The sequence below is a fragment of the Methylosinus sp. RM1 genome, from assembly GCF_011378635.1.
Taxonomy (GTDB): Bacteria; Pseudomonadota; Alphaproteobacteria; order Rhizobiales; family Beijerinckiaceae; genus Methylosinus; species Methylosinus sporium.
Genome location: NZ_WOVC01000013.1, coordinates 45,893 through 68,003, shown reverse-complemented (window position 1 = coordinate 68,003; position 22,111 = coordinate 45,893). Strand labels below are relative to the sequence as shown.

Annotated in this window: 23 protein-coding genes and 1 riboswitch; of the genes, 16 read left to right on the top strand and 7 right to left on the bottom strand. The window is 65.3% G+C overall.

Annotated elements, in window-relative coordinates; genetic code table 11:
* Positions 1–96 precede the first annotated feature (96 nt).
* A riboswitch (SAM riboswitch) is annotated at positions 97–175 on the top strand.
* A gap of 53 nt (positions 176–228) precedes the next feature.
* A complete protein-coding gene (locus FMZ75_RS11275) occupies positions 229–1,422 on the top strand; it encodes an O-succinylhomoserine sulfhydrylase (RefSeq protein WP_142863830.1) in 1,194 nt (397 codons plus the stop codon).
* Between the two features lie 4 nt (positions 1,423–1,426).
* On the opposite strand, the gene FMZ75_RS11270 is transcribed toward FMZ75_RS11275, so the two are convergent.
* The 4 genes from FMZ75_RS11270 to FMZ75_RS11255 all read right to left on the bottom strand — a co-directional run bounded on the left by FMZ75_RS11270 (position 1,427) and on the right by FMZ75_RS11255 (position 5,272).
* The gene (locus tag FMZ75_RS11270) at positions 1,427–1,642 is read right to left on the bottom strand and encodes a hypothetical protein (RefSeq protein ID WP_166142842.1); all 216 of its coding nucleotides are present in this window, start codon (positions 1,640–1,642) and stop codon (positions 1,427–1,429) included.
* 112 nt (positions 1,643–1,754) lie between these two features.
* On the bottom strand, positions 1,755–2,117 hold the full coding sequence (locus FMZ75_RS11265; protein ID WP_166142840.1) for a hypothetical protein: 363 nt from the start codon (positions 2,115–2,117) through the stop codon (positions 1,755–1,757).
* 132 nt (positions 2,118–2,249) lie between these two features.
* Entirely contained in the window at positions 2,250–4,715 is a 2,466-nt protein-coding gene (locus FMZ75_RS11260; RefSeq protein WP_246728903.1) for a TonB-dependent receptor, read from the bottom strand.
* 188 nt (positions 4,716–4,903) lie between these two features.
* Complete coding sequence (locus FMZ75_RS11255; RefSeq protein ID WP_142863826.1) at positions 4,904–5,272, bottom strand: hypothetical protein; 369 nt, start codon at positions 5,270–5,272, stop codon at positions 4,904–4,906.
* 220 nt (positions 5,273–5,492) lie between these two features.
* On the opposite strand from FMZ75_RS11255, the gene apaG reads away from it, so the two are divergent.
* Positions 5,493–5,885: a Co2+/Mg2+ efflux protein ApaG gene (gene apaG, locus FMZ75_RS11250; protein ID WP_108916365.1), complete on the top strand. Its 393-nt coding sequence runs from the start codon at positions 5,493–5,495 to the stop codon at positions 5,883–5,885.
* A gap of 20 nt (positions 5,886–5,905) precedes the next feature.
* On the top strand, positions 5,906–7,066 hold the full coding sequence (argE, locus tag FMZ75_RS11245; RefSeq protein ID WP_166142904.1) for an acetylornithine deacetylase: 1,161 nt from the start codon (positions 5,906–5,908) through the stop codon (positions 7,064–7,066).
* A 33-nt stretch (positions 7,067–7,099) separates the two neighbouring features.
* On the opposite strand, the gene FMZ75_RS21315 is transcribed toward argE, so the two are convergent.
* The gene (locus FMZ75_RS21315) at positions 7,100–7,540 is read right to left on the bottom strand and encodes a hypothetical protein (RefSeq protein WP_207783397.1); all 441 of its coding nucleotides are present in this window, start codon (positions 7,538–7,540) and stop codon (positions 7,100–7,102) included.
* A 437-nt stretch (positions 7,541–7,977) separates the two neighbouring features.
* On the opposite strand from FMZ75_RS21315, the gene yajC reads away from it, so the two are divergent.
* The 7 genes from yajC (at position 7,978) to FMZ75_RS11205 (ending at position 14,344) form a co-directional block, all read left to right on the top strand.
* Positions 7,978–8,268: a preprotein translocase subunit YajC gene (yajC, locus tag FMZ75_RS21550; protein WP_244594762.1), complete on the top strand. Its 291-nt coding sequence runs from the start codon at positions 7,978–7,980 to the stop codon at positions 8,266–8,268.
* An 89-nt stretch (positions 8,269–8,357) separates the two neighbouring features.
* Positions 8,358–9,950: a protein translocase subunit SecD gene (gene secD / locus FMZ75_RS11230; RefSeq protein WP_142863823.1), complete on the top strand. Its 1,593-nt coding sequence runs from the start codon at positions 8,358–8,360 to the stop codon at positions 9,948–9,950.
* A 13-nt stretch (positions 9,951–9,963) separates the two neighbouring features.
* Complete coding sequence (secF, locus tag FMZ75_RS11225; RefSeq protein ID WP_142863822.1) at positions 9,964–10,935, top strand: protein translocase subunit SecF; 972 nt, start codon at positions 9,964–9,966, stop codon at positions 10,933–10,935.
* On the top strand, positions 10,935–11,315 hold the full coding sequence (locus FMZ75_RS11220) for an Mth938-like domain-containing protein (protein ID WP_142863821.1): 381 nt from the start codon (positions 10,935–10,937) through the stop codon (positions 11,313–11,315). Before secF ends, FMZ75_RS11220 begins: the two co-directional genes overlap by 1 nt.
* Before the next feature lie 15 nt (positions 11,316–11,330).
* Positions 11,331–12,209 (top strand): squalene/phytoene synthase family protein, encoded by an 879-nt coding sequence (locus FMZ75_RS11215; protein WP_166142836.1) that lies wholly within the window; start codon positions 11,331–11,333, stop codon positions 12,207–12,209.
* Positions 12,210–12,306: 97 nt separating this feature from the next.
* Entirely contained in the window at positions 12,307–13,707 is a 1,401-nt protein-coding gene (locus FMZ75_RS11210) for an ActS/PrrB/RegB family redox-sensitive histidine kinase (protein WP_108918375.1), read from the top strand.
* 37 nt (positions 13,708–13,744) lie between these two features.
* Positions 13,745–14,344, top strand: coding sequence for an ActR/PrrA/RegA family redox response regulator transcription factor (locus FMZ75_RS11205; RefSeq protein ID WP_246659939.1), 600 nt, complete (start codon positions 13,745–13,747; stop codon positions 14,342–14,344).
* A 24-nt stretch (positions 14,345–14,368) separates the two neighbouring features.
* On the opposite strand, the gene FMZ75_RS11200 is transcribed toward FMZ75_RS11205, so the two are convergent.
* Positions 14,369–14,824 carry an MmcB family DNA repair protein gene (locus tag FMZ75_RS11200; protein ID WP_142863818.1) on the bottom strand — a complete coding sequence of 152 codons (456 nt, stop codon included), beginning with the start codon at positions 14,822–14,824 and terminating at the stop codon, positions 14,369–14,371.
* 140 nt (positions 14,825–14,964) lie between these two features.
* Here FMZ75_RS11200 and FMZ75_RS11195 point away from each other — a divergent pair, with 140 nt between their 5' ends.
* Complete coding sequence (locus tag FMZ75_RS11195) at positions 14,965–16,047, top strand: polyamine ABC transporter substrate-binding protein (protein ID WP_166142834.1); 1,083 nt, start codon at positions 14,965–14,967, stop codon at positions 16,045–16,047.
* Positions 16,020–16,298: a hypothetical protein gene (locus tag FMZ75_RS21310; RefSeq protein ID WP_207783387.1), complete on the top strand. Its 279-nt coding sequence runs from the start codon at positions 16,020–16,022 to the stop codon at positions 16,296–16,298. The genes FMZ75_RS11195 and FMZ75_RS21310 overlap by 28 nt, the downstream gene beginning before the upstream one ends.
* Here the strand turns inward: FMZ75_RS21310 and FMZ75_RS11190 are convergent.
* The gene (locus FMZ75_RS11190) at positions 16,232–18,397 is read right to left on the bottom strand and encodes a GumC family protein (RefSeq protein ID WP_166142832.1); all 2,166 of its coding nucleotides are present in this window, start codon (positions 18,395–18,397) and stop codon (positions 16,232–16,234) included. The genes FMZ75_RS21310 and FMZ75_RS11190 overlap by 67 nt on opposite strands.
* Positions 18,398–18,822: 425 nt before the next feature.
* Here FMZ75_RS11190 and FMZ75_RS11185 point away from each other — a divergent pair, with 425 nt between their 5' ends.
* From FMZ75_RS11185 to FMZ75_RS11170, 4 genes are read left to right on the top strand one after another with little or no spacing between them, the layout of a single operon-like run.
* On the top strand, positions 18,823–19,071 hold the full coding sequence (locus FMZ75_RS11185) for an acyl carrier protein (RefSeq protein WP_108918379.1): 249 nt from the start codon (positions 18,823–18,825) through the stop codon (positions 19,069–19,071).
* Entirely contained in the window at positions 19,071–20,228 is a 1,158-nt protein-coding gene (locus FMZ75_RS11180; protein ID WP_142863815.1) for an acyl-CoA dehydrogenase family protein, read from the top strand. Before FMZ75_RS11185 ends, FMZ75_RS11180 begins: the two co-directional genes overlap by 1 nt.
* A 3-nt stretch (positions 20,229–20,231) precedes the next feature.
* Positions 20,232–21,143, top strand: a complete 912-nt coding sequence (locus FMZ75_RS11175) for an amino acid--[acyl-carrier-protein] ligase (protein ID WP_166142830.1) — start codon at positions 20,232–20,234, stop codon at positions 21,141–21,143.
* Positions 21,103–22,110: a DUF1839 family protein gene (locus FMZ75_RS11170; protein WP_166142828.1), complete on the top strand. Its 1,008-nt coding sequence runs from the start codon at positions 21,103–21,105 to the stop codon at positions 22,108–22,110. The genes FMZ75_RS11175 and FMZ75_RS11170 overlap by 41 nt, the downstream gene beginning before the upstream one ends.
* Position 22,111: the final 1 nt, after the last annotated feature.

The following is a 22,111-nucleotide window of genomic DNA, read 5'->3' as shown; positions in this document are numbered from 1 at the left end:
CGCCCGACGCCATCGTCTTCTAGTGGCGATAAAATCGGTGCGCTGCAAGGATGCGGCAGAGTGTTGACTTGGCCGCGTCCTTCGGTTCATTCTGTTAAACGAACGCGTGGTTCTTTGAGCCGGCCGGCTTGCCGCCACGTAAAACAAGGCGCTAAAAGGCCGGGTTTCCTCGTGAAATCCGCTTTTTGTCGCCGTGGCGCGCCCCGCGCGCCGCAGGGGAGACCTAAGTTGAGCGACGACGAGAAGAAACTGCGCCCCGCGACACGGCTCGTGCATGGCGGGGGGCTGCGCTCGCAATTCGGCGAGCTCTCCGAGGCGATGTTCCTCACGCAGAGCTTCGCCTATCCCACGATGGAGGCCGCCGAGGCGCGCTTCAAGGGCGAGGACCCGGGCTTCATCTATTCGCGCTTCTCCAATCCGACCGTCGCAATGTTCGAGCAGCGCATGTGCCTGCTCGAGGGCGCCGAGGCGGCGCGCGCCACGGCGAGCGGAATGGCCGCCGTCACCGCCGCGCTGCTGGCGCAGCTTCGCGCCGGCGATCATATTGTCGCGGCGCGGGCGCTGTTCGGCTCCTGTCTCTATGTGGTGGAGGATCTGCTGCCGCGATTCGGCGTCGCCTCGACCTTGGTCGATGGGGCCGATCTTTCGCAATGGAAGGCCGCCGTCCGCGAGGAGACCAAGCTCTTCTTCCTCGAGAGCCCGACCAATCCCGGCCTCGAGGTCTATGACATTCGCGCCATCGCCGAGATCGCCCATGAGGCCGGCGCGCGGCTCGTGGTCGACAATGTCTTCGCCACGCCTCTGCTGCAAAAGCCCTTCGAATTGGGCGCCGATGTCGTCGTCTATTCGGCGACCAAGCACATAGACGGCCAGGGCCGCTGCCTGGGCGGCGTCATTTTGGCGTCGCAGGCGCTGATCGAGGAGAATATCCATAATTTCCTGCGCCAGACGGGGCCGGCTCTGTCGCCCTTCAACGCCTGGACCATGCTGAAGGCGCTGGAAACTCTGCCGCTGCGCGTCGCGCAGCAGACGGCGAGCGCGGCGCGGATCGCCGATTTCCTCGCCGAGCAGAAGGAGATCGCCCGCGTTCTCTATCCTTTCCGCGCCGATCATCCGCAGGCGGAGCTGGCGCGGCGGCAGATGACGGGCGGCGGCACGCTGGTGACTTTCGACGTCGCCGGCGGCAAGGCGGCGGCCTTCCGCCTCGCCAACGCGCTGAAAATCGTCAAGATTTCCAATAATCTCGGCGACGCCAAGAGTCTCGTCACCCATCCGGCGACGACGACGCATCAGCGGCTGACGCCACAGGCGCGGGCGCTCATCGGCGTCGGCGATGGGCTGCTGCGTCTCTCGGTCGGGCTCGAGGATACGGATGATCTCCTCGACGATCTTGCGCGCGGCCTTTCCGCCGCGCGCGGCTGAACGGTCAGAACTGGCCGAATTTCGCACGGCGCTCGAGGTTGATGAGGCGGCCGCTGCGCCGCGCAGCGACAACGGGCGCCGGCCGCGGCTTTTCCTCCGGCTGCGGGAGCGGAACGCCGATCACGCCGCGCGTCTCGAACAGCCCGAAGGTGCGGCGCTCGCCGGCGAGCGTCCGCAGAAAATCGCGGAAAAACGCGCCGACGCCGGCGCGATCGTTCATCGAAAATCCAAACAATCTCCCCTCCCCGCGCCGCCTTTCGCGACGCATCATCTTTTTTCGAAACCACGTGCCGACGCCCGCGAGACGGCGGGCGGTCGAATTCGGTCGGAAGTCAGATGGAGAGAGGCGGCGCCCGCGCCCGCCGCGCATGATCGGGCTCGAAAATAGCCGCGCGTCGGACCGTCGCCGCCCATTCGGCCCCGGTCCAGCCCGGCGAAGCAATCCGCGCGATTTCAGGAGACGCCGCCAGAGGAGCCGCGACGCCGCAGCAAAGGGCGCAGAGATCACAGAGCTCAGGTCCCGCCTCGGCATGGCCCGCAGGGACGACCGAAGGCGCTGCTCTGCTATCGGCGAAGGCCGCGCAAATCTGCCCCGGAGCGAGCGCGGATCGGGCGAGCCCAGCCGTCGCCGGCGCAATAGCCTGAACGGCCAAAGCCAACGAAAACAGCAATATGCTGGCCAAATTCCGACGCATGAACGCTCCTGCCTGCGACGGGACGAAAGTCTGTCGCAATTCACCCCGCGGAGCAAGAGACGAGGCGGCGGGGAATGTGATGCGCCGCAGCATCACCTCCCCGTCGTCGCGTCGCATTCGGCTGCAAACGCTCTATTTCGCGCCGAGCTTCATATCGGAGAACATCCCCGATGCCGGACCGCCGAAGTCATATTTCAGACCGAGGAAATAGGTCCGTTGCGGATATGGGTTCGGATTGACGTAATATTTCCAACGGCCGATATTGTCGACGCCGGCGTTGAGCGTCCATTCCTTCGTGAGCTTATAGGTCGCCTTGGCGTCGAAGACGAGATATTCATTGTCGACGCTACCGTAAATATTGTGATTGAAGTCAGAATTATTGAGGCTGACGAAGGCCGCCGAACCATAGCGCACGCCCGCCGCAATCGAAAACTCGTCGGTCGGCGCATAGGAGGCGACAGCGCGGATGCGGATGCGCGGAATGCGCGGATATTGCATCCCCTGAATCCAGGGCTGCTGATAGTCGGACACGATCTTGGCGTCGGTGAAGGTCACGCTGCCGTTGAAGTCGAGACCTTTCCAGACGATGTCCTTCAGCACGACGGAGCCTTCGACGCCGCGGAAGATCGCCTTGCCGATGTTGGAGTTCTGCGACACCGGGATACCGGTGGTGAAGTCGGTCTGCGAGACGATCGAGTTCCAGCGATGGTCCATGAACAGCGAGATGCGCGGCCGCGCCTCGCCGATGAGGCCGCCGAACACATTCTCCGTCACATATTCGCCGGTCAGGTCATAGGACGTGCCGCTCTCCGGCTGTAGCGTCGGATTGCTGATAGAGACGGAGTTGGGCCCCGAGATGTTCTGGAACAATTCGAGCACGGTGGGGAAGCGATAATAGCGTCCGACCGAGCCGCGCAGCGTGAAATCGGGGAAGACCTGATATTCGATCGCCGCCTTGGGCGAGAAGGTCGGCTTGGAGACCGCGGGCAGAGTGGGCGGCGTGACCAGCATGGGCGGCCAGCCGGCGAAGCCCGGCGCATAGTTCTGGCCGAGCGTGTTGTTGACGCCGCCGAAGGCGCTCCAGAACTCCTGGCGCCCGCCCACGGTCAGCTTCCATTTCGGCGCGAACCACCAGACCTCTTGCAGATAGAGCGCCTTGGTCTCGGTCTTGCCGAGGTTTATCGCCTGGATGGAGTTGTAGTAATTATCGGTGAAGACATTGGTGTTGGTCTGCGTCTGCGCCAGCGAATAAATGTCCCAATGCGCGCCGACCGAGACTTCGTGCCGGCCGAGCTCGGTCCATTCGGGACGCCAGACGCCGCGAATGTCGAGCGTATGCCAGAAGCTGCCGGTCAGATTGACGTTGGAGCCCCGCGGATTGATCGAATAGGAGGTTCCGGCGGCGTTGGGCAGCCAGCCATAGGCGCGCGCCGTATTATTGTAGTCGCGCAGATAATTGTAAGAGCTTCCCGAGATATCGAAGTCGAAGACGCCCTTGGTGTCCGACTTCAAGGACAGCGCCTGCATCAGATGCGAGGCGTTGCCATGGCTCGGATTGACGGTGAAGGGAAAGACGGCGTTGCCGACCTGCACATTGCCGTTCTGCGTATTATAGATCGGCACGCCATTGGCGTCGCGTATGTAGGTCGTCGGAAAAGTGTCGTCGATCAGCGACCAGAAGCCGAGCTGATAAGTGGCGTGGATTTTGGGCGCCAGCTCGTAGTCGAGCTTTATTTTCGCCATATGCTGCTGGGAATGGTCGGCCTGATTGGCGCCGCCGACGAAACGCGGATTGCCCGCCTGATCGACGTCGGCGAAGCCGCCGAGAATCGGCGTTCCGCTCACCTTGCCCGTCTTGACATTGCCGCCGGGGAAAGTCTGCGACTGGCCTTGCGCGTCGAGCCGGTCATAGCTGACCCAGAAGGAGAGATCATTGATCTTATGGCCGACGAGGAGGTTCATGTCGCCGGCGAGCGCAGTCTCTTTCGAGCCATAGAGCGAAAAAGTCTGCACGCCGGCGTTGCCCGCGAAGTGAACCTCGAAATTCTCCGGCATACGCGTCGTGATCGTCATCACGCCGCCCATCGAATTGCCGGGGTAGAGGGCGGAGAAGGGTCCGTAGATGAGATCGACGCGGTCGATCTCGCCGGGCGACACCATGCCCCAGCGCGGCGCGGTGCTGAATGTGTTGCCGAACAGATTTGAGATCAGCATATTGTCGGCGTAGACGAGGTTCTGCGCGCCGGCGATCGGCGTGTTGACGCGCGTCTGCAATATGCCGTTGCGGTCGCCGATGAAGCGCTCGCGCACGAGCACGCTCGGCATATATTTCATCGTCTCGGCGGTGGTCATGACATTGACCGTGCGGTCGATGTCGGCGCGGGTGACGCTCTCCACCACGGCGGGAATATTGTCCGGAATGGCGCGGCGGACCGGCGCCTCCGGCCCACGCCCGGAGCCCTGTCCCTGGGCGGGTTTCTGTTCGCCGGCGATGTCGATCGACGGCAAGGCCTCTTGCGCGCGCGCCGCTCCGGCGGCGAGTGACAAGGTCAGCGCGCAGGCGGAGGCGCCGCGCAGCAAATGGAAATGATCGCTCATTCTGGTCTCCTGCGCCTTCGGTCGGGCGCTTTTCGACGCGCCGCGGCTCGCCAAAGCCGGCGCGCATCGTCTCGATGGGGAGGTTGGTCTCGATGGGATGGATCGGAGCGGCGCGCGCTCGCCGACGCTCCGGCGTCCGCGTGACATCGCCTCGTCGGCCGCAGCGCTCGGGCGGCGGCGCCGTCGTGTCAGGAAAATGCGGGCGGGGCGCGGGCCCCATGGGCATGGGCGCGGCCAGAGCCGACGCCGGCCACAGCATCCCGGCTCCAATCCGCATCGGCGACGCGGCGCCGGTCGAGCGCACGGCCTGCGAGGGAATAGGGCAGCAGGGGCGAGAAGCCGCCGAGACAAAGCTGGCAGGTGAGGCAGGCGCCAGCGTCCCTATGGCCGCCGGCCGGCGCGCGCCGGTCGCTCTCTACGCCGGCCGCCTCGCAATAGGCGAAGTCGCCGCGGCCATGCGCGCCGGCGATGGGAGCGCCGAGCGCATAGGCGGCGCTCAGCGCCTGAAGCGCCAGAGCGACGACCGCCAACATGCCGCGGAGAGAAATTCGACGCATCGCCACCATTCGCCGCTCGGGAGATTTTCCCACGCCGAAGCTACGCGCCGAAGACGGCGCGAGCAATCGAGCTCATCGTCGACGGAGCGTCTTTTCCTTGACCCGTGTCAATTATGTCACAGATTTTGCTACGCAGATGCGGGTCGGCGCCGGCTTTTGCGGCGGGGCGCCGACACATTCCACATTCCCCTTCGGCGCGCCGCGTCCTAGAGTAGGCCTCATGTATATATCCGTCACTCGCGACATTCAGGTCACCGCGCTGCCCGACTTCCTGCCGGAGCAGTCGGACCCCGCCAACGATCGTTTCGTCTGGTCCTATACGATCGAGATCGCCAATCTCGGCAAGGAGCGCGTCCAATTGCTGTCACGCCATTGGATCATCATCGACGCCTATGGGCGTCGGGAAGAAGTGAAAGGACCCGGAGTGGTCGGCGAGCAGCCAATTCTCGAGCCCGGCGAGACGTTCCGCTACGCCTCGGGCTGTCCGCTCTCGACGCCCTCCGGACTGATGAAGGGAAGCTATACGATGATCACTCCCTACGGCGAGACCTTCGACATAGAAGTGCCGGCCTTCTCGCTGGACAGCCCGCTCTCCAAGCCGACTCTCAACTGAGCCGGCCCATGTCGCAGAACATGTCGACCCTCGAGCGCGCGATCGAGCTGACCGGCCGGCTCGTCGCCTTCGACACGGAGAGCTCCAAATCCAATCTGGCGCTCATCGATTTCGTCGAAGGCTATTTGCGCGCGCAAGACGTGCCGTTCATCCGCGCGCCCAACGCCGAGGGCGACAAGGCGGCGATCTTCGCGACGATCGGCCCGCAAATCGAGGGGGGCGTGGTGCTCTCCGGCCATACCGATGTGGTGCCGGTCACGGGGCAGAATTGGACCGCCGATCCTTTCACTCTGCGCCGCGAGAGCGACCGGCTGCTCGGCCGCGGAGCCGTCGATATGAAGGGCTTCGGCGCGGTTTGCCTCGCCATGGTCCCGGAATTCAAGGCGGCGGGGCTGAAGCGCCCCATCCACCTGTTTCTCAGCTATGACGAGGAGACCACCTGCCTCGGGCCGCTCGACCTGCTGGGCCGGCTCGGCTATGAGCTGCCGCGGCCGGCGGCGGCCGTCATCGGCGAGCCGACCTCCATGCAGGTGGCCGATGCGCATAAGAGCGTGACGACCTTCGTCACCAGGGTCCGCGGCTATGAGATTCATTCCGCCAATCTGCATCGCGGCGTCAGCGCGGTGCATGTCGCTCTGCTGCTCGGGGCGGAGCTGCTGCGAATCGGCGAGGAGCTGGTCGCCGCGGGCGATCCGACCGGGCGTTTCGATCCGCCCTATTCCACCCTGCATATCGGCGCGATAGAAGGCGGGACGGCGCGCAATATCGTCGCCAAGGACTGCGTCTTCCATTGGGAAGTGCGCGGCGTGCCGGGAACCGACGCAGCCCGAATCGTCGAGGAGCGCATTTCCGCCTATTCGGCGGAGCTGACGCAGCGTTTCTTCGCGCCCTTTCCCGGAACCGGGATCGAGACCCGAATGGAGGTGGAGGTTCCAGGCCTCGCGCCGCAGCCGGGCTCGCCGGCGGAAACCCTGGCGCTGCGGCTCGCCCACGCCAACCGCACCATCGCCGTGCCTTACGCCTCCGAGGCGGGGCACTTCCAGCAGACCGGCATTCCGAGCGTCATATGCGGCCCCGGCCGCATAGACGAGGCGCATCAGCCGGACGAATATATAGAAGTGAGCGAACTTTCGGCCTGCGTCGATTTCATGCGCGGCCTCGCCCGCGAGCTCGGCGCCTAGGCTAGAGGCGCCGAGCGTCGCGCGATGTTCGGCTCAGTAGCAGGCCCAGACCCAATAGCCGGCCCAACGCCAGCACGGCCCGACCCCGTAATTATACCAGCGCCCGTGCCAATAACGGCCGCGGCCGTAGCCATGGCCGCCGCCATGCCAACCGCCGCCGCCATGCCAGCCGCCACCATGGCCGCCGCCCCAGTGGCCGCCGCCGTGACCGCCCCCGTGCCAACCTCCACCGCCATGGCCTCCGCCCCAGTGACCGCCGCCGTGACCGCCCCCGTGCCAACCTCCACCGCCATGGCCTCCGCCATGGACGCCGCCCCAGTGGCCGCCGCCGCCATGGCCGCCTCCGTGACCTCCGCCCCAGTGGCCGCCGCCATGGCCGCCCCCGTGGCCGCCGCCGTAATGCTGAGCGAGCGCCTCGGCCGGCAGCGCCAGAGCGGCGCCCAGCGCGAGAACGAGCGACAATTTCTTCGACATCGGTATCTCCTCAACCTTCGCTGCGAAGCGCGCGGAGCCTCTCCGCCCCGATGCTTCCATGAAGCGACATATCCCCCGCCGAGGCCGCCGACTGTGAGTTGTCGCACAGAGCTCGCCGAAATCATAACCGGGAGCGGCGTTGCGCCGCGGCGCCGGCCGCCATTGATTTCGAGATAAGGCCGGCTATAGTCCGCGCCCGTTGCAAGGCGGCATCCTGCCGGCACGAAGGCGCGCGCGCCGCTTCCAAGAGATCGAACATGAAATTGATCCAGACCGCCCAAGCTCAGACCGACGCCCCTGCGGCGACGCCCCCCGCTCCGCCCGCCCCCACGGCGCCGCCCGTTCCGGCGCCTCCCGCGGCGCCGCCGGTTCCGCCGAGCGCGACGGTGCAGACCACGCCGGACGCCGCCGCTCCGCCCGCGCCTCCGGCGCCCGACATGATCTCACAGATCGTCCCGCTGCTGTTCGTCACGCTGATCGTCTATTTCATCGTGCTGCGCCCGCAGGCGCGCCGCACGAAGGAACAGAAGGAATCGCTCAAGAACGTGCGGCGCGGCGACACCGTCGTCACCAGCGGCGGGCTCATCGGCAAAGTGACGAAGGTCGTCGACGACGCTGAAGTGGAGGTCGAGCTCGCCCAGAATATTCGCGTGCGCGCGCTGCGCTCCGCCATCGCCGAGGTGCGCGCCAAGGGCGAGCCGGTGAAGGATCAAGCGGCCTCGCGCTAGCCCTCTCGAAGAATGCGCCGCCCCGTCCCGGCCGCCCCTCCGGCGCCGGGACAAATCCCTCAGGACCGCCTCTCAAGGACCGACGATCCATGCTGCGCTTCGCCACCTGGAAGATCATCGCCATACTGGCGCTGACGCTCGCCGCCGTTCTCGTCATCGTCCCGAGCACGCTCGCGCCGGCGAGCTTCAAGGCGCTCGAACGCGCCCTGCCGTCCTGGGCGCAGCCGCGCACCATCGTGCTCGGCCTCGATCTGCAAGGCGGCTCCTATGTGATGCTGGAGGTGGACAAGGCCTCGGTCCTGCACACGCAGGTGACCAATCTACGCGACGACGTCCGCCGCATCCTGCGCGAGGAGAAGGTCGCCATCACCGGCGGCATCGGAACGCAGGCCCGCGGCGTGCAACTTCGCATTCCCGACGCCGCCGACCGCGCCAAAGTGCTGCCGAAATTCCGCAATCTGGCAAACAGCTTCGCCGGCGCGAAAATCGGCGGCGCGCCGCCGCTCGAAGTGCGCGATTCGGGCGACGGACTGGTCCAGATCACGGTCACCGACGCCGGCGTGACGGACAAAGTCCGCCACGCCGTCGACCAATCGATCGAAGTGATCCGCAAGCGCGTCGATGCGCTCGGCACGCGCGAGGCCAGCATTCAGCGCGAGGGCGACGACCGTATCAACGTCCAGGTGCCGGGCCTCCAGGACCCCAAGCAGCTGAAGATCGTTCTCGGCGAGACCGCCAAGCTCGAATTCCGCCTCGTCGCCGAGCCGGGCCAAAGCCCGTCCGAGCTGGAAGAGCTCGAGCAATCCGATCAATCCGGCAAGATCGCCATCGAGAAGCAGGTCATGGTGCAGGGCGAGGATCTGACCGACGCTCAGCCCGGCTTCGACCAGCAGCGCGGCGGCGAGCCGGTGGTGAATTTCCGCTTCAACATTCGCGGCGCGCAGAAATTCGGCGAGGTGACCTCCAAAAACGTCGGCCGGCTCTTCGCCATCGTGCTCGACAACAAGGTGATTTCCGCGCCGCGCATTCTGCAGCCGATCACCGGCGGCTCCGGCCAGATCTCGGGCCATTTCACGGTCGAGCAGGCCAACAACCTCTCGATCCTACTGCGCGCCGGCGCCCTGCCCGCCAAGCTGAACATCATCGAGGAGCGCACCGTCGGTCCCGGCCTCGGCCAGGATTCGATCGACGCCGGCAAGCGCGCGGCTTACGTCGGCGCCGGCCTCGTCGTCGTCTATATGCTCATCACCTATGGCGTGTTCGGAATCTTCGCCAATCTGGCGCTGTTCGTCCATATCGCCTTCATCTTCGCCGGCCTGGTGCTGCTCGGCTCGACGCTGACCTTGCCGGGCATCGCCGGAATCGTGCTGACGATCGGCATGGCGGTCGACTCCAATGTGCTGATCTATGAGCGCATCCGCGAGGAGCAGCATGGCGGGCGCTCGATCCTCGCCTCGCTCGACGCCGGCTTCAACCGCGCCTTTGCGACCATCGTCGACTCCAATGTGACGATGTTCGTCGCCGCGGCGATCCTCTACTTTCTGGGCTCCGGCCCGGTGCGCGGCTTCGCCGTGTCGCTCGCGCTCGGCATTCTGACGACCATCGTCACCGCCGTCACCATGACGCGGATGATGATCGCGATCTGGTATCATTACGCGCGCCCGACGCGCCTGCCGATCTGAGGGTGAAACCGACATGAAGCTGCTGCGTCTCGCCCCGGAGAACACCAAGTTCCCCTTCATGCGGTTCCGCCGCGTGAGCTATCCGTTCTCGGCCTTTCTCTCCATTTGCTCACTGCTGCTGTTCTTTCTCAGCGGCATGAATTTCGGCATCGACTTCGCCGGCGGCACGGTCATCGAATTGCGCGCCAAGACCGGCGACGCCGAGATCGCGACGCTGCGCTCGACCATGGAGAAGCTCGAGCTCGGCGACGTCGAGGTGCAGGCCTTCGGCAATCAATCGGATGCGACGATCCGCTTCGGACCGCAGAAGGGCGGCGACGTCGCCCAGCAGGCGGCGGTCGAAAAGGTCCGCGGCTCGGTCGGCTCCGACTATGAGCTGCGCCGCGTCGAGGTGGTCGGCCCGCGCGTCTCCGGGGAGCTGGTGCAGTCCGGCACGCTCGGCGTCGTGCTCTCCATCGTCGCCGTGCTCACCTATTTGTGGTTCCGCTTCGAATGGCAATTCGCCGTCGGCGCGGTCATCGCCACAATGCACGATCTTCTGCTCACCGTCGGCTTCTTCTCGCTCACCCATCTCGAATTCAACACGACGTCGATCGCGGCGATCCTGACCATCGTCGGCTATTCGCTGAACGAGACCGTCGTCGTGCTCGACCGTATTCGCGAGATGATGCGCAAATATAAGAAAATGCCGACCGATCAGATGATCGACCTCTCCATCAACGCCGTGCTGCCGCGCACGATCATGACGGCGACGACGGTGTTTCTGGCGCTGCTGTCGCTGGCGATCTTCGGGGGCCATGTGATCCGCTCCTTCTCGCTCGCCATGATCTGGGGCATTTTCGTCGCCACCTATTCCTCCGTCTTCATCTGCTCACCCATGCTGATCTATCTCGGCCTGCGCAACGAGGACACCGACAAGGCGCCGGAGACGGCGCCGAGCAAGGCCGCCAAAGCGACGACGCGCGCCAAGCCCAAAGCGGCCTGATGGCCGAGCAGGGTCGAGGCTTCGTTCCGGGCCGCCATAAGATAGAGTCCTATGGTGGCGGCGGCTTTCGCTTCGCGGAAATGTCGCATCGCGGCTCGCTGCTCGCGCTGCCCTCGGGAATTCATGCGCTGGAGGCGGTCGCCGCGGCGGAAATCGACGAGGCCGCGCTCGCTCCTCTCTTCGCCGAGGGCGAAGGGACGATCGAACTGCTGATCTTCGGCTCCGGCGAAAATTTGCGGCCGCCCTCGGTCGCCTCGCGCGCGCGGCTGAAGCAGGCGGGAATCATGGTCGAAGCCATGGCCACCGGAGCCGCCGTTCGCACCTATAATATGCTGCTCGACGAAGACCGCCGCGTCGCCGCCGTGCTGATCGTGGTGTGAGCCGAGGTTTCGCCCATGGATGAGGCCGCGACGACCGAGCGCGAGACGGAGCTCGCCGAGCACTACCGCCATTGCGAGGCGGCGCTGCGCGAGCAGGACCTCGACCTTTGGCTCGCCTGCCTGTTCGCGCCGGCGCAGGCGCGGCCGCATCTCCATGCGATCGGCGCTTTCGCGGCGGAGATTTCCAGCGTGCGCGCCCGTGTCTCGCAGCCGATTCTCGGCGAGATGCGGCTGCGCTGGTGGTACGATGCGCTGGAGGCGGCGGACGATAACGAAGGCGCCCGCGCCCATCCGATCGCCGACGCTCTTTTCGATACGCTGAACCGCTGCACCATCCCGCGCGAAGAGGTCTCCGAGCTGCTCGAAGCGCATAGTTTCGATCTCTATGACGATCCGATGGAGAGCCTCGAGGCGCTCGAGACCTATTGCGACCGCGTGTTCGGCGCGCCTCTGCGCTGGCGCGCGCGCATCATCGACGCTGCGGACGCCGCGCGGCAGGAGGAGGCGCTGCGCCTCGCCGGTCGCGCCTATGGCCTCACGGCGATTTTGCGCGCCCTGCCCCGCCATCTGGCGCAGGGGCAGCGATTCGCGCCCGCCGATCTTCTCGCGCGCCATCGCGCCGCGGAGGATTTCGCCGAAGCGAAAGCGACGCCGGCGGTCGCCGCCGCTCTGGCGGAACTGCGCGGCGCGGCCCGCGACGCTTTCGAGAGAGCGCGCAAATCCGTGCGCGGCGATGGCGCGGCGCGCGCCGCGCTGCTGCCCGCCGCTTTGATTCCACTCTATCTCGGCGAGATGGAGCGCAAAGGCTTCGATCCCTTCCGCTCCATCGCCGAGCCCGCGCAATGGCGACGACAATGGCGGCTATGGCGCGCGGCGAGGGGGCGCGGCATATAGTCCTACGGAAAATCGCTGCCGAGCACAGGCGAAACGCGCTACAAATCACAGAGCCGCGCGTCTCGCGCTGCTGCAATTTTCGAGACAACGCCGCCTCATGACCAATACCGCCGACGCCGATTTCGGCCATCAGGCCCGCCAACTTCGCGTCGACACGCTCATCATCCTGCGCTGGCTGGCGATCGCAGGCCAGACCTTCGCGACGCTCGTCACCTTCTTCTATTTTCAGTTCGATTTCCCGATCGGTCTGAGCTTCATCGCGATTGCGACCTCGGCCTGCCTCAACGCTGCGCTGCGGCTCGCCACGACGCGCACATTCCGTCTCGACGACGGCGAGGCGGCGTTGCTCTTGGCCTATGACATATTGCAGCTCTCCGCCCTGCTCTATCTCACCGGCGGCGTCGCCAATCCTTTCGCCATGCTGTTTCTGGCGCCGGTGATGATCTCGGCCGTGTCGCTGCCGCGCAAGCTCACCATTCTGCTCGGCGTGCTGATGATCGCCGCGGCGACGATATTGACCGTCGAATTTCAGCCCTTGCCCTGGTACGAGGGCGTGGAGCTGCATTTTCCGCTGCTCTATCGCACGGGCGTGTGGACTGCGCTGGTGCTGAGCGCGGCCTTCATCGGCCTCTACGCCGCCCGCGTCTCCGACGAGGCGCGCCAATTGTCGACCGCGCTGGCGGCGACCGAGCTGGTGCTGGAGCGCGAGCAGCATCTCTCGCAATTGGACGGCCTTGCCGCCGCGGCCGCGCATGAGCTCGGCACGCCGCTCGCGACCATCGCCGTGGTGACGAAGGAGCTGCAAAAATCCGCGCTGGCCTCGGCGCCGGCGCTCGCCGACGATCTCGCTCTGCTCGCGCAGGAGGCGCGGCGCTGTCGCGAGATTTTGCGCAAGCTCGTCTCGCTCGGTCAGGCCGACACCGGCAGCCTGCTCGACATGCAGACGCTCGAGACTTTGCTCGAGGAGGTGGTCGACCCGCATCGCGCCTTCGGCGTGGACATAGAATTGACGCGGCGCGGTCCGCCCGAGGAGCCGAGCTTCTCGCGCAATCCCGGCATCGTCTACGGCCTCGGCAATCTCGTCGAGAACGCCGTCGATTTCGCCAGCTCGCGCGTGCGCATAGAAGCGCTGTGGTCGAAGGAGCTCGTCGTCATCGTCATAGAGGACGACGGGCCGGGATTTTCACAGGCGATTCTCAATCGCCTGGGCGACCCTTATGTCAGCGGACGCCCCACCGACCGGCGCACCAAGAACGAGCCGGGCTCCGGCCTCGGCCTCGGCCTCTTCATCGCCAAGACGCTGCTCGAGCGCTCCGGCGCCACTGTGACGACGGCCAATGTGCAGGCGCCCAGCACAGGCGCCAAGGTGACGATCACCTGGCCGCGCGCCGCGCTCGAGCGCTCGTCGGGCAATAGCGACAGCGGACGCGAGCGGGAGTTGGAACGGGGCTCGAAGCGAGACTTGGACCAACAAACGCCTTCGTCCGACGCGGTGTGATGCTATATTGAATCATCCCAAAGCAGGACGACGACGCATGATCGACGATGCTGGCGCAGCCGAACACAATGATTTCGATGCGGCCGTGGAGGCCGCGATCGGGGAGATTCCGCACGAGCTCACGCTGCTGATCGTGGAGGACGACAAGCCCTTCCTCGGCCGGCTCACCCGCGCTATGGAGGCGCGCGGCTTTCTCGTCACCGCGGTCGAGAGCGTCGCGGAAGGATTGGCGGCGGTCGAGGCGGCCCCGCCGGCCTTCGCCATCATCGACATGCGGCTCGGCGACGGCAATGGAATCGACGTCATCTCGTCGCTCAAGGTGAAGCGTCCGGATGCGCGCGGCATCATCCTCACCGGCTATGGCAATATCGCCACGGCGGTGACGGCGGTGAAGCTCGGCGCCTTCGACTATCTGGCCAAGCCCGCCGACGCCGACGAAATCTATCATGCGCTGATGGCGACGAAGATCGACAAGCCCGACGCGGTCGACAATCCCATGTCGGCCGATCGCGTGCGCTGGGAGCATATTCAGCGCGTCTATGAGAGCTGCGACCGCAATGTGTCGGAGACGGCGCGCCGGCTCAACATGCATCGCCGCACGCTGCAACGCATATTGGCCAAGCGCGCGCCGCGATGAGCGCGCCGCGATGACACGCGGCGGTCAGAATTCGTCGCGATGCAGGGCGTGGTGAAGCCGCTCCGCCGCGGCGCCGGCAAAACGCAGCAACATGGCCTTGCGACTCGCGGGAGCGAGCTTGTGAGCCGGCGCCTCGCGCGCCAGCATGGCGCCATGCGCGTCGGCGACGATGAGGCCGGCGTCCGCTGGAAAAGCCTCCTCGGAAAGATCGCAGGGAATGGCGAAGTAGAAGCGGTCACAATGGAGGCGATAGTCCATCCATTTGCGATCGGCCCGGAAGTCCGCGAGCGAGCTCTTCACCTCGACGATGCGCAGAGCGCCGTCGGCCGCGAGCGCGACGAGATCGGCTCGCCGCCCGCCCGGCAACGGCAGCTCCGCGAGCACGGAAAAACCCGCCGCGCGCAAATAGCGCCGCGCGCCGCGCGTCACGAGACGGGCGTTTTGCTCGCGCAGACTTTCGAGCGCAGAGACGGGCTCCATCGCATAATCTCGGAATGGCGGGAGAGCGAGAGGACAGCCATTGTGCCCATGGGGCGGCGCGGCGCGCAAGCCGTGAAGCAATATGCGGCGAAACAATTCGCGGCGAACGAATCGCCCGACGCTGAGGGAGAGCAGGTCGAATGAGAATTCTCGCCGCATGTCTGTTGCTGCTCGGCGGCGCCATGGGAGCGCAGGGCGCGGAGCGGGTCGTCAATATCTTCAATTGGAGCGACTATATCGACCCGCGCGCGCTCGAGGACTTCACCCGCGAGACGGGCGCCAAGGTCGTCTACGACACCTATGATTCCAACGAGATTTTGGAGACGCGCCTGCTCGCCGGCTCCTCCGGCTACGATGTCGTCGTCCCCTCCGCCACCTTTCTGCAACGGCAGATAAAGGCCGGCGTCTATCGGCCGCTCGACAAGAGCAAGCTCAAGAATATCGACAATGTCTGGCCGGAGATCGCGCAGCGCCTCGCGCGCTATGATCCCTCCAACGCCCATGCGGCGCCCTATATGTGGTTCACCACCGGCGTCGCCTATAATGTCGCCAAGATCAAAGAACGCATCGGCGACAAGCCGATCGCCTCCTGGGAGCAGGTGCTGAAGCCCGAAAATCTGCGCAAATTCGCCGATTGCGGCGTCTATGTGCTCGACAGTCCCGAAGATATGTTCTCGATTGCGCTCAATTATCTGAAGCTCGATCCCAATTCCAAGGAGCCGGGCGACATTCGCCGCGCCGCCGATCTTCTCTCCGGCCTGCGGCGGCACATAAAGAAATTCCACTCCTCCGAATATATAAATGCGCTCGCCAATGGCGATATTTGCCTCGCCATCGGCTGGGCCGGCGACAGCTTCCAGGCGCGCAATCGCGCGCGCGAGGCGGCCAATGGCGTCGAAATCAATTATGTGATCCCGCAGGAAGGGACGCTGATGTCGATCGACAGCCTCGCCATTCCCAAGGACGCGCCGCATCCCGACGAGGCGCATCTCTTCATCGATTATCTGCTGCGGCCGGAGGTCGCCGCCCGCAACACCAAAATCGCCAATTTCGCCAATGGCGTCGCCGCCTCGCGGCCGTTGGTCGACAAGGAGATCGCCGAAAATCCGGCCATTTATCCCGATGCGGCGACAATGAAGCGCCTCTTCACCGTCACGGCCCCGGATCAGCCGCTCCAGAAGGTCGTCACCCGCGAATGGACCAGGGTGAAGACCGGCCGCTGAGCGAAACGGTTCGCCTCTTTCCGAGGGATGGCGGCAATCCAGACTTCGCGCTGCCAGACTTCGCGCTGGATGTCGCGGCGAAGCTGCGCGAAGCCGGCCGCCGGTTCGCCGCCCCTTCTTCGGCGGCCATCATCGATGGCTTCGATCGCGTCGAAGAGGATTTCCGCGCCGAGACATGTCCGCCTCAGGCGGACCTGCGCGCCTGCGAGCGGCGGCGCGCATCGCGGCGCGGCAGCCAGGGGTCGCTGTGATCGACCCGCAAAATCACGGCGATCTTCGCGCGTAGCGCCTGCGGAAGCTCGGCGATCGCGGTCTCCTCGTCTTGATCGCGGCCGAGCACCGGCGCAACACAGTCGAGCCGCTCGAACATGCTCTCGTCCGAGCCGACGCCGTCACAAAGCACAATGTCGACCTCGGCCGGACAGCCGTCACGGAAATCATCCACGATCCGCTCGACCGCGCCGGCCGAGCGCGAGCGCCGATCGATGGCGGGCAACGCCAGCAGCACGCTGTCATCCGTGCGCACGAAAGGATCCTCGGCGTCGCCGAAAGCCTCGAGGCCATCCTCGATGAGAACGGTGAGCGCCGCATGATCGCGGTCGGCGTCGATGAGCGCGACCTCGAGATGCTGCAAACGCAACGCCAGAGCGATATTGACCGCCATCACGGTGCGGATCGAGCCCGGCGCGTCGCCGACGATTCCGACGACGAGCGGGCGATGCGCGCTCGCCTCGACCAGCGCGCTGAAGCGCGACACCACCGCCTCGAGCTCGCGGCGATCGGCGAAGGGCCGCACGAAGGGAATTCCGAGCCGCGTCAATTCGAGCCGGTCCGGCTCCGCCGCCGGGCCGCGAACAGTGAATTTCGTCGCATCGGTCACGGCGATGCGCAGCGGCTCGGCTTCGGCGTCGCGACGGGGCGCAGCTTCCGGGTCCGCGCCGCTGAAGCCGCGCTCGCGCAGAAACACCAGGCCGAGCCCCAGAGTGAGACCCGCTACGAAGCCGGCGCTCGTCATCAGACCGGCGCCGGGCGGAAAGCTGCGCGCGATGGGCGGCGTCGCCATTGTGATGATATGCGTGCTGGCGGCGTCGAGCTGACGCGCCTCGCCGGTCTGACGCGAGCGCGTCAGGAAGGATTCGTAAATGCTGCGGCTGACCTCGACCTCACGTTCGAGATCGCGCAGCTTGACGGAGGCTTGCGCCGAGAGGACAGCCTTGCTCTCGAGCTTCTGCATCTCGCGGTTCAGCGCCTCTTCCGTGCCGCGCGCCCGCTCATAATCCTTGCGCAGCGAGGCCGCGACGCGCGCGAGCTCCGCGCTGACGAGACGCCGCGTTTCCGCGAGCCGCGCCGTGACGTTTTTGACGACCGGATGCTGCGGCCCGAGCTCGGCGGAGAGATCGGCGAGCTTTTGCGCCGCCTCCGCCTGCTGCCCGCGCAGAGCGTTCAAGGTCGTGAGATTCATATTGGCGGCGATAGCGGCGAGCTCGGTATCGGACCGCGCCGCGCGCTGCGCCTGCTCGAAACGCGAGCGCGTGTCCTCGAGCCGCGTACGGGCGAAAGTGAGCTGCTGATTGAGCTCTTTCAGCCGCTGCTCGTCGATGTAAGAGTCCCGCGTGCCGACGAAGCCGTTTTCGGCCTTATAGGCCTCGACCGATTTTTCGGCGGCGAGCAGGCGCTCGCGCAGTCCGTCGAGACGTCCCGTGAAGGATGTCGCCGCCTGATTCGCGGCGTCCTTATGCATGGCCGAGCGCACATCGATATAGGCCTGCGCCACCGCATTGGCGATGCGCGCCGACTTCTGGGCATTGTCGCTCGAGGCGGCGATATCGATGATGAAGGTGCGCTCGGGACGCCGCACCATGATCTTCGTGCCGAGAGCGCGCACGGCGCCGGCGACGATCTCCTCCTTGGTCGGCGTGCGGCCGAAATGGCCGAACAGCTTGCCGAACAACGACGTCGACGCGCCGAACTCGGGATCGTCGGTCAGCTTCTCGGCTTCGACGACGCGCTCGAGCACGACCTGCGAGGTCAAGATGCGCGTCTGCGTCTCGACGAAATTGATGAAGCCGGTGGAATCCTGCCCCTGATTGGCGTCGCCCTCGAGGCCGGGCAGACCGCGCGGATCGAGATAGATTTGCGCGGCGGCGACATAGCGCGGCGTCAGCAGCTTGGTCAGCGCATAGCCCCCGGCCGCACAGGCGAGCGCCACCGACACGATGAACAGCTTGTTGCGAAGCGCGAGCGCGATCAGCCGTCCCGGCGTCAGCGAGGAACGGGCGCGCCTCGGCTCCGCGGCCGCAGGACGTTCACGCTCCGCCACGCCTTTCGACCCGGATTCATAATCCAACATCACGCGAGTTCCGTTTCGACGTCGAACAAGCGAGCGCAGCCCCCACATTCACGTTGAAGACGAATGTTCCATTTCATGGTTAACTTTTCTTGAACCCCTCTTCTCTCATTCATCTTCTTCATGTCGAAATTAGGGTCCCGCGGCGCGAAATAGCCAGACGGCTCCGTTGTGACAGAAATCGGGACGCCTCGAGTGTCTCGCTCGTGTCCAGCGCAGCATAGCCGCGTGCCATTTTCACTCAGATCGGCGCGAAACCCTCGCCGGAACGCGTCGAATTTTATGGAATGGATTTGGCAACGGCCAAAACTGGATTTGGCGACGGTCAAATCCGCAAACTGTTCACCAACTGGCTGCAAATTAGCTGAAAATAATGCGCGACAGCGTATGGTGACGATGGAACTAGAGCTTGGTCGATGGAGATGAGGATGCTCGATACGATTAGACGACTCGTCGATGAACAAGGACGTTTGTCGAAAGCGGCCACGGCGATCGGCGACGACGCCGATCTCTACGCGGCGGGCCTCACATCCTTCGCCGCCGTCCAGCTCATGCTGGCGCTCGAAGAGACCTTCGACGTCGAATTCCCCGATCATATGCTCAATCGTCGCAGCTTCTCCTCGATCTCGGCGATCGCCGGCTGCCTGCATGAGCTCAAGGGTGAGGAAGCCGCCTGATGAATGCGCCGCTCGATCGCGGAGCCGATGTCGTCACGACAGCCGCCCGCCACGCCGACGATGTCGACCGCAATGGCCGCTTTCCCATCGAAGCGGTCCGGGCGCTCAAGGACGCGCGACTTCTGTCGCTGCTGATCCCGGTCGAATTCGGCGGCGGCGGAGCTTCGCTCTTCGACGTCGCGGAGATCTGCACCTCGCTCGGCCAGCGATGCGCCTCGACGGCGATGATCTTCGCCATGCATCAGATCAAAGTGTCGAGCCTCGTCGCGCATGGCCGCGGCAGCGCCTGGCACGAGGACTTCATGCGCCGCCTCTGCGACGAGCAGCTGCTGCTCGGCTCCGCGACGACCGAAGGCGGCGTCGGCGGCAATATGCGCAACAGCATTTGCGCCTTCGAGCGCGATGGCGCGACATTCCGCATCGCCAAGGAAGGCGCGCTCATTTCCTATGGCGCCTATTCCGACGCGATCCTCGTCACCGCGCGCCGCGCCGCCGACGCGCCGCCCTCCGATCAGCAAATGGCAGTGCTCGAGAAGAGCCAATATCGTCTCGAGCGCACCGGCGGCTGGGACGCGCTCGGAATGCGCGGCACTTGCAGCGAAGGATTCACCTTCAGCGGCGAGGCGCCGGTCGAGCAGATCTTCACTCATGATTTCGCCGAGATCGCCTCCGAGTCCATGCTCGCGACCGCGCATCTCCTGTGGAGCGCCGTATGGTTCGGCGTCGCCTCCGACGCGCTCTCGCGCGCGCAATCCTTCGTGCGCAAGGATGCGCGCCGCCATCCGAATGGCCCGGCTCCCGGCGCGCTGCGCCTCGCGGAAGCGACAGCAAAGCTGCAGCTCATGCGCTCCAATATCGTCGAAGGCCTCAAGCGCTTCGCCAAGGCGCAGCAGAATGAGGACGACCTCAATTCGATGAGCTTCGCCGTCGCGATGAACAACATCAAGATCGGCTCGTCGCAACTCTCGATCGAGATCATCAATCATGCGCTGCTGATCGCCGGCATCGCGGGCTACAAGAACGACACGCCCTTCAGCGTCGGACGCCACATGCGCGACGCGCTCTCGGCGCAGGTGATGATCTCGAACGATCGCATCTTCACCAATCTATCCAACATGCTGCTCGCGCAGCGCATCGACCAGCGGCTGGGAGAGTGACCCATGTGCCAGGCCTGCGACAGCTTCCTCGACCGCCTCTTCGCCAAAGGCGTTCTGCATGAGACCGGCGTCGACGGACTCTATGGCCGGGGGCAGGCCTTCGAGGCGGTCATAGAGGGAATGGATCGGCTGATCACGCGCACCGCCGCGAATGATCATGCCGAGGTCATCCGCTTTCCGCCCGGCATGAATCGCGCGCTCTTCGAGAAGAGCGGCTACATGAAGAATTTTCCGCAGCTCGCCGGCACGGTTCACAGCTTCGCCGGCAGCGAGAGGGATCATCTCGCCCTTCTCGACAATATTCACAATGGCGGCGACTGGACCGGCGGACAGGGCGCGACCGACATCGTGCTGACTCCCGCCGCCTGCTATCCGCTCTATCCGATCGTCGCGCGGCGCGGGCCGCTCGCGCCGGAAGGCGGTCTCTTCGACATCCAATCCTATTGCTTCCGCCACGAGCCGTCGAAAGATCCTGCGCGTATGCAAATGTTCCGTATGCGCGAATTCGTGCGCATCGGCCTTCCGGAGCAAGCTGCGAGCTTCCGCGAATCCTGGCTGGAGCGCGCGCGCGACTTCGCAGAGACGCTGCAGCTTCCGCATCACATCGATGTCGCGAATGATCCTTTTTTCGGCCGCGCCGGGCGCATGATGGCGTCGAGCCAGCGCGAGCAGGCGCTGAAATTCGAGCTGCTGGTGCCGATCGAGAGCACGGAAAATCCGACCGCCTGCCAGAGCTTCAACTATCATCAGGACCACTTCGGCGAGCTCTGGGGCATCAAGGCCGCTTCGGGCGAGACGGCGCACACCGCTTGCGTCGGCTTCGGCATGGAGCGTCTCGCCCTCGCCTTGTTCAAACATCATGGGATCGACACCAATGGCTGGCCGAACTCAGTCCGCGCTGCTCTCTCGCTCTGACGCGGAGCTTACGCCGCCGAAGCCGGCGAAGCCGCATTTCCGTCATGCGCTGCATCATGCAGAACGCGATTGGCCGCAGACCAATTGCTATGTCGACCTCATGATCGAGCTCGTGGCCATGCGCGGCTTCGAGCCCGAGGCCATGCTCGGCTTCACGCTGGCGCAGGATTGCGAAGAAGACCAATTCACCTTCTTCAAGCCGCGACTCGCCGATCTCGAGCGCCTCTACGGCCTTCGCGTCGAGGAGCTGGCGCTCTATGATCGGCTCGACGATCATATCGTGCGCCAGACCGCGCGCGGCCGCGTGGTGATGGTGGAAGTGGACGGCTATCATCTGCCGGACACGCGCGGCGTCACCTACCGCATCGATCATTCCAAGACGACGATCGGCGTCACGGAAATCGACATGTGCGCGCGGCGGATCGACTATTTCCACAATGACGGCTATTTCGCGCTGGATGGCGAAGATTTCGACGCCATCTTCGGCCGCGCCGGCGAGGCGCGCGATCCGTCGAGCCTGTTCCCTTACGCCGAATTCGTGCGCTTCGACCGCGAGCGCCCGCATAGAGATTTGCGCGCATTGGCGGAAGCGCTGGCGAGCGAGCATTTCGCGCGCCGCCCGAGCGACAATCCGATCCGCGCCTTCGCCGCGCGCTTCCCGGCGCTGTGGAGCGTGCTCGAGGCGCGGCCGCCCTGCTTCTTCCACAGCCTCGCCTTCAACACGTTTCGCCAGCTCGGCGCCAATTTCGAGCTGCTCGGCGGCCATCTCGACTGGCTGCGGCCGGACGGCGATCTCGCCGCCGAAGCGGACGCCTGCCGGCGCATTTCCGCCGGCGCCAAGGCGATGCAGTTCCAGGCGGCGCGCGCCTCCGCGCGCAAGCGCGTCTATGATCCGCGCGAGACGCTGGATGAGCTCGCCGCCGTCTATGACGGCTTGTTCGCAGGTCTCTCGGCCAAGCTGCGCTGAG

What these genes read in the sequence shown, in the direction of transcription:
- FMZ75_RS11190 (WP_166142832.1), bottom strand. Translation starts at nt 18,397, where the DNA reads ATGTTGGATTATGAATCCGGGTCGAAAGGCGTGGCGGAGCGTGAACGT.
- FMZ75_RS21310 (WP_207783387.1), top strand. Translation starts at nt 16,020, where the DNA reads ATGGACCAGGGTGAAGACCGGCCGCTGAGCGAAACGGTTCGCCTCTTT.
- FMZ75_RS11185 (WP_108918379.1), top strand. Translation starts at nt 18,823, where the DNA reads ATGCTCGATACGATTAGACGACTCGTCGATGAACAAGGACGTTTGTCG.
- FMZ75_RS11265 (WP_166142840.1), bottom strand. Translation starts at nt 2,117, where the DNA reads ATGCGTCGGAATTTGGCCAGCATATTGCTGTTTTCGTTGGCTTTGGCC.
- argE (WP_166142904.1), top strand. Translation starts at nt 5,906, where the DNA reads ATGTCGACCCTCGAGCGCGCGATCGAGCTGACCGGCCGGCTCGTCGCC.
- FMZ75_RS11220 (WP_142863821.1), top strand. Translation starts at nt 10,935, where the DNA reads ATGGCCGAGCAGGGTCGAGGCTTCGTTCCGGGCCGCCATAAGATAGAG.
- FMZ75_RS11170 (WP_166142828.1), top strand. Translation starts at nt 21,103, where the DNA reads ATGGCTGGCCGAACTCAGTCCGCGCTGCTCTCTCGCTCTGACGCGGAG.
- FMZ75_RS11255 (WP_142863826.1), bottom strand. Translation starts at nt 5,272, where the DNA reads ATGCGTCGAATTTCTCTCCGCGGCATGTTGGCGGTCGTCGCTCTGGCG.
- apaG (WP_108916365.1), top strand. Translation starts at nt 5,493, where the DNA reads ATGTATATATCCGTCACTCGCGACATTCAGGTCACCGCGCTGCCCGAC.
- FMZ75_RS11260 (WP_246728903.1), bottom strand. Translation starts at nt 4,715, where the DNA reads ATGAGCGATCATTTCCATTTGCTGCGCGGCGCCTCCGCCTGCGCGCTG.
- FMZ75_RS11205 (WP_246659939.1), top strand. Translation starts at nt 13,745, where the DNA reads ATGATCGACGATGCTGGCGCAGCCGAACACAATGATTTCGATGCGGCC.
- FMZ75_RS11215 (WP_166142836.1), top strand. Translation starts at nt 11,331, where the DNA reads ATGGATGAGGCCGCGACGACCGAGCGCGAGACGGAGCTCGCCGAGCAC.
- FMZ75_RS11195 (WP_166142834.1), top strand. Translation starts at nt 14,965, where the DNA reads ATGAGAATTCTCGCCGCATGTCTGTTGCTGCTCGGCGGCGCCATGGGA.
- FMZ75_RS11175 (WP_166142830.1), top strand. Translation starts at nt 20,232, where the DNA reads ATGTGCCAGGCCTGCGACAGCTTCCTCGACCGCCTCTTCGCCAAAGGC.
- FMZ75_RS21315 (WP_207783397.1), bottom strand. Translation starts at nt 7,540, where the DNA reads ATGTCGAAGAAATTGTCGCTCGTTCTCGCGCTGGGCGCCGCTCTGGCG.
- FMZ75_RS11270 (WP_166142842.1), bottom strand. Translation starts at nt 1,642, where the DNA reads ATGAACGATCGCGCCGGCGTCGGCGCGTTTTTCCGCGATTTTCTGCGG.
- FMZ75_RS11180 (WP_142863815.1), top strand. Translation starts at nt 19,071, where the DNA reads ATGAATGCGCCGCTCGATCGCGGAGCCGATGTCGTCACGACAGCCGCC.
- yajC (WP_244594762.1), top strand. Translation starts at nt 7,978, where the DNA reads ATGATCTCACAGATCGTCCCGCTGCTGTTCGTCACGCTGATCGTCTAT.
- secD (WP_142863823.1), top strand. Translation starts at nt 8,358, where the DNA reads ATGCTGCGCTTCGCCACCTGGAAGATCATCGCCATACTGGCGCTGACG.
- secF (WP_142863822.1), top strand. Translation starts at nt 9,964, where the DNA reads ATGAAGCTGCTGCGTCTCGCCCCGGAGAACACCAAGTTCCCCTTCATG.
- FMZ75_RS11200 (WP_142863818.1), bottom strand. Translation starts at nt 14,824, where the DNA reads ATGGAGCCCGTCTCTGCGCTCGAAAGTCTGCGCGAGCAAAACGCCCGT.
- FMZ75_RS11210 (WP_108918375.1), top strand. Translation starts at nt 12,307, where the DNA reads ATGACCAATACCGCCGACGCCGATTTCGGCCATCAGGCCCGCCAACTT.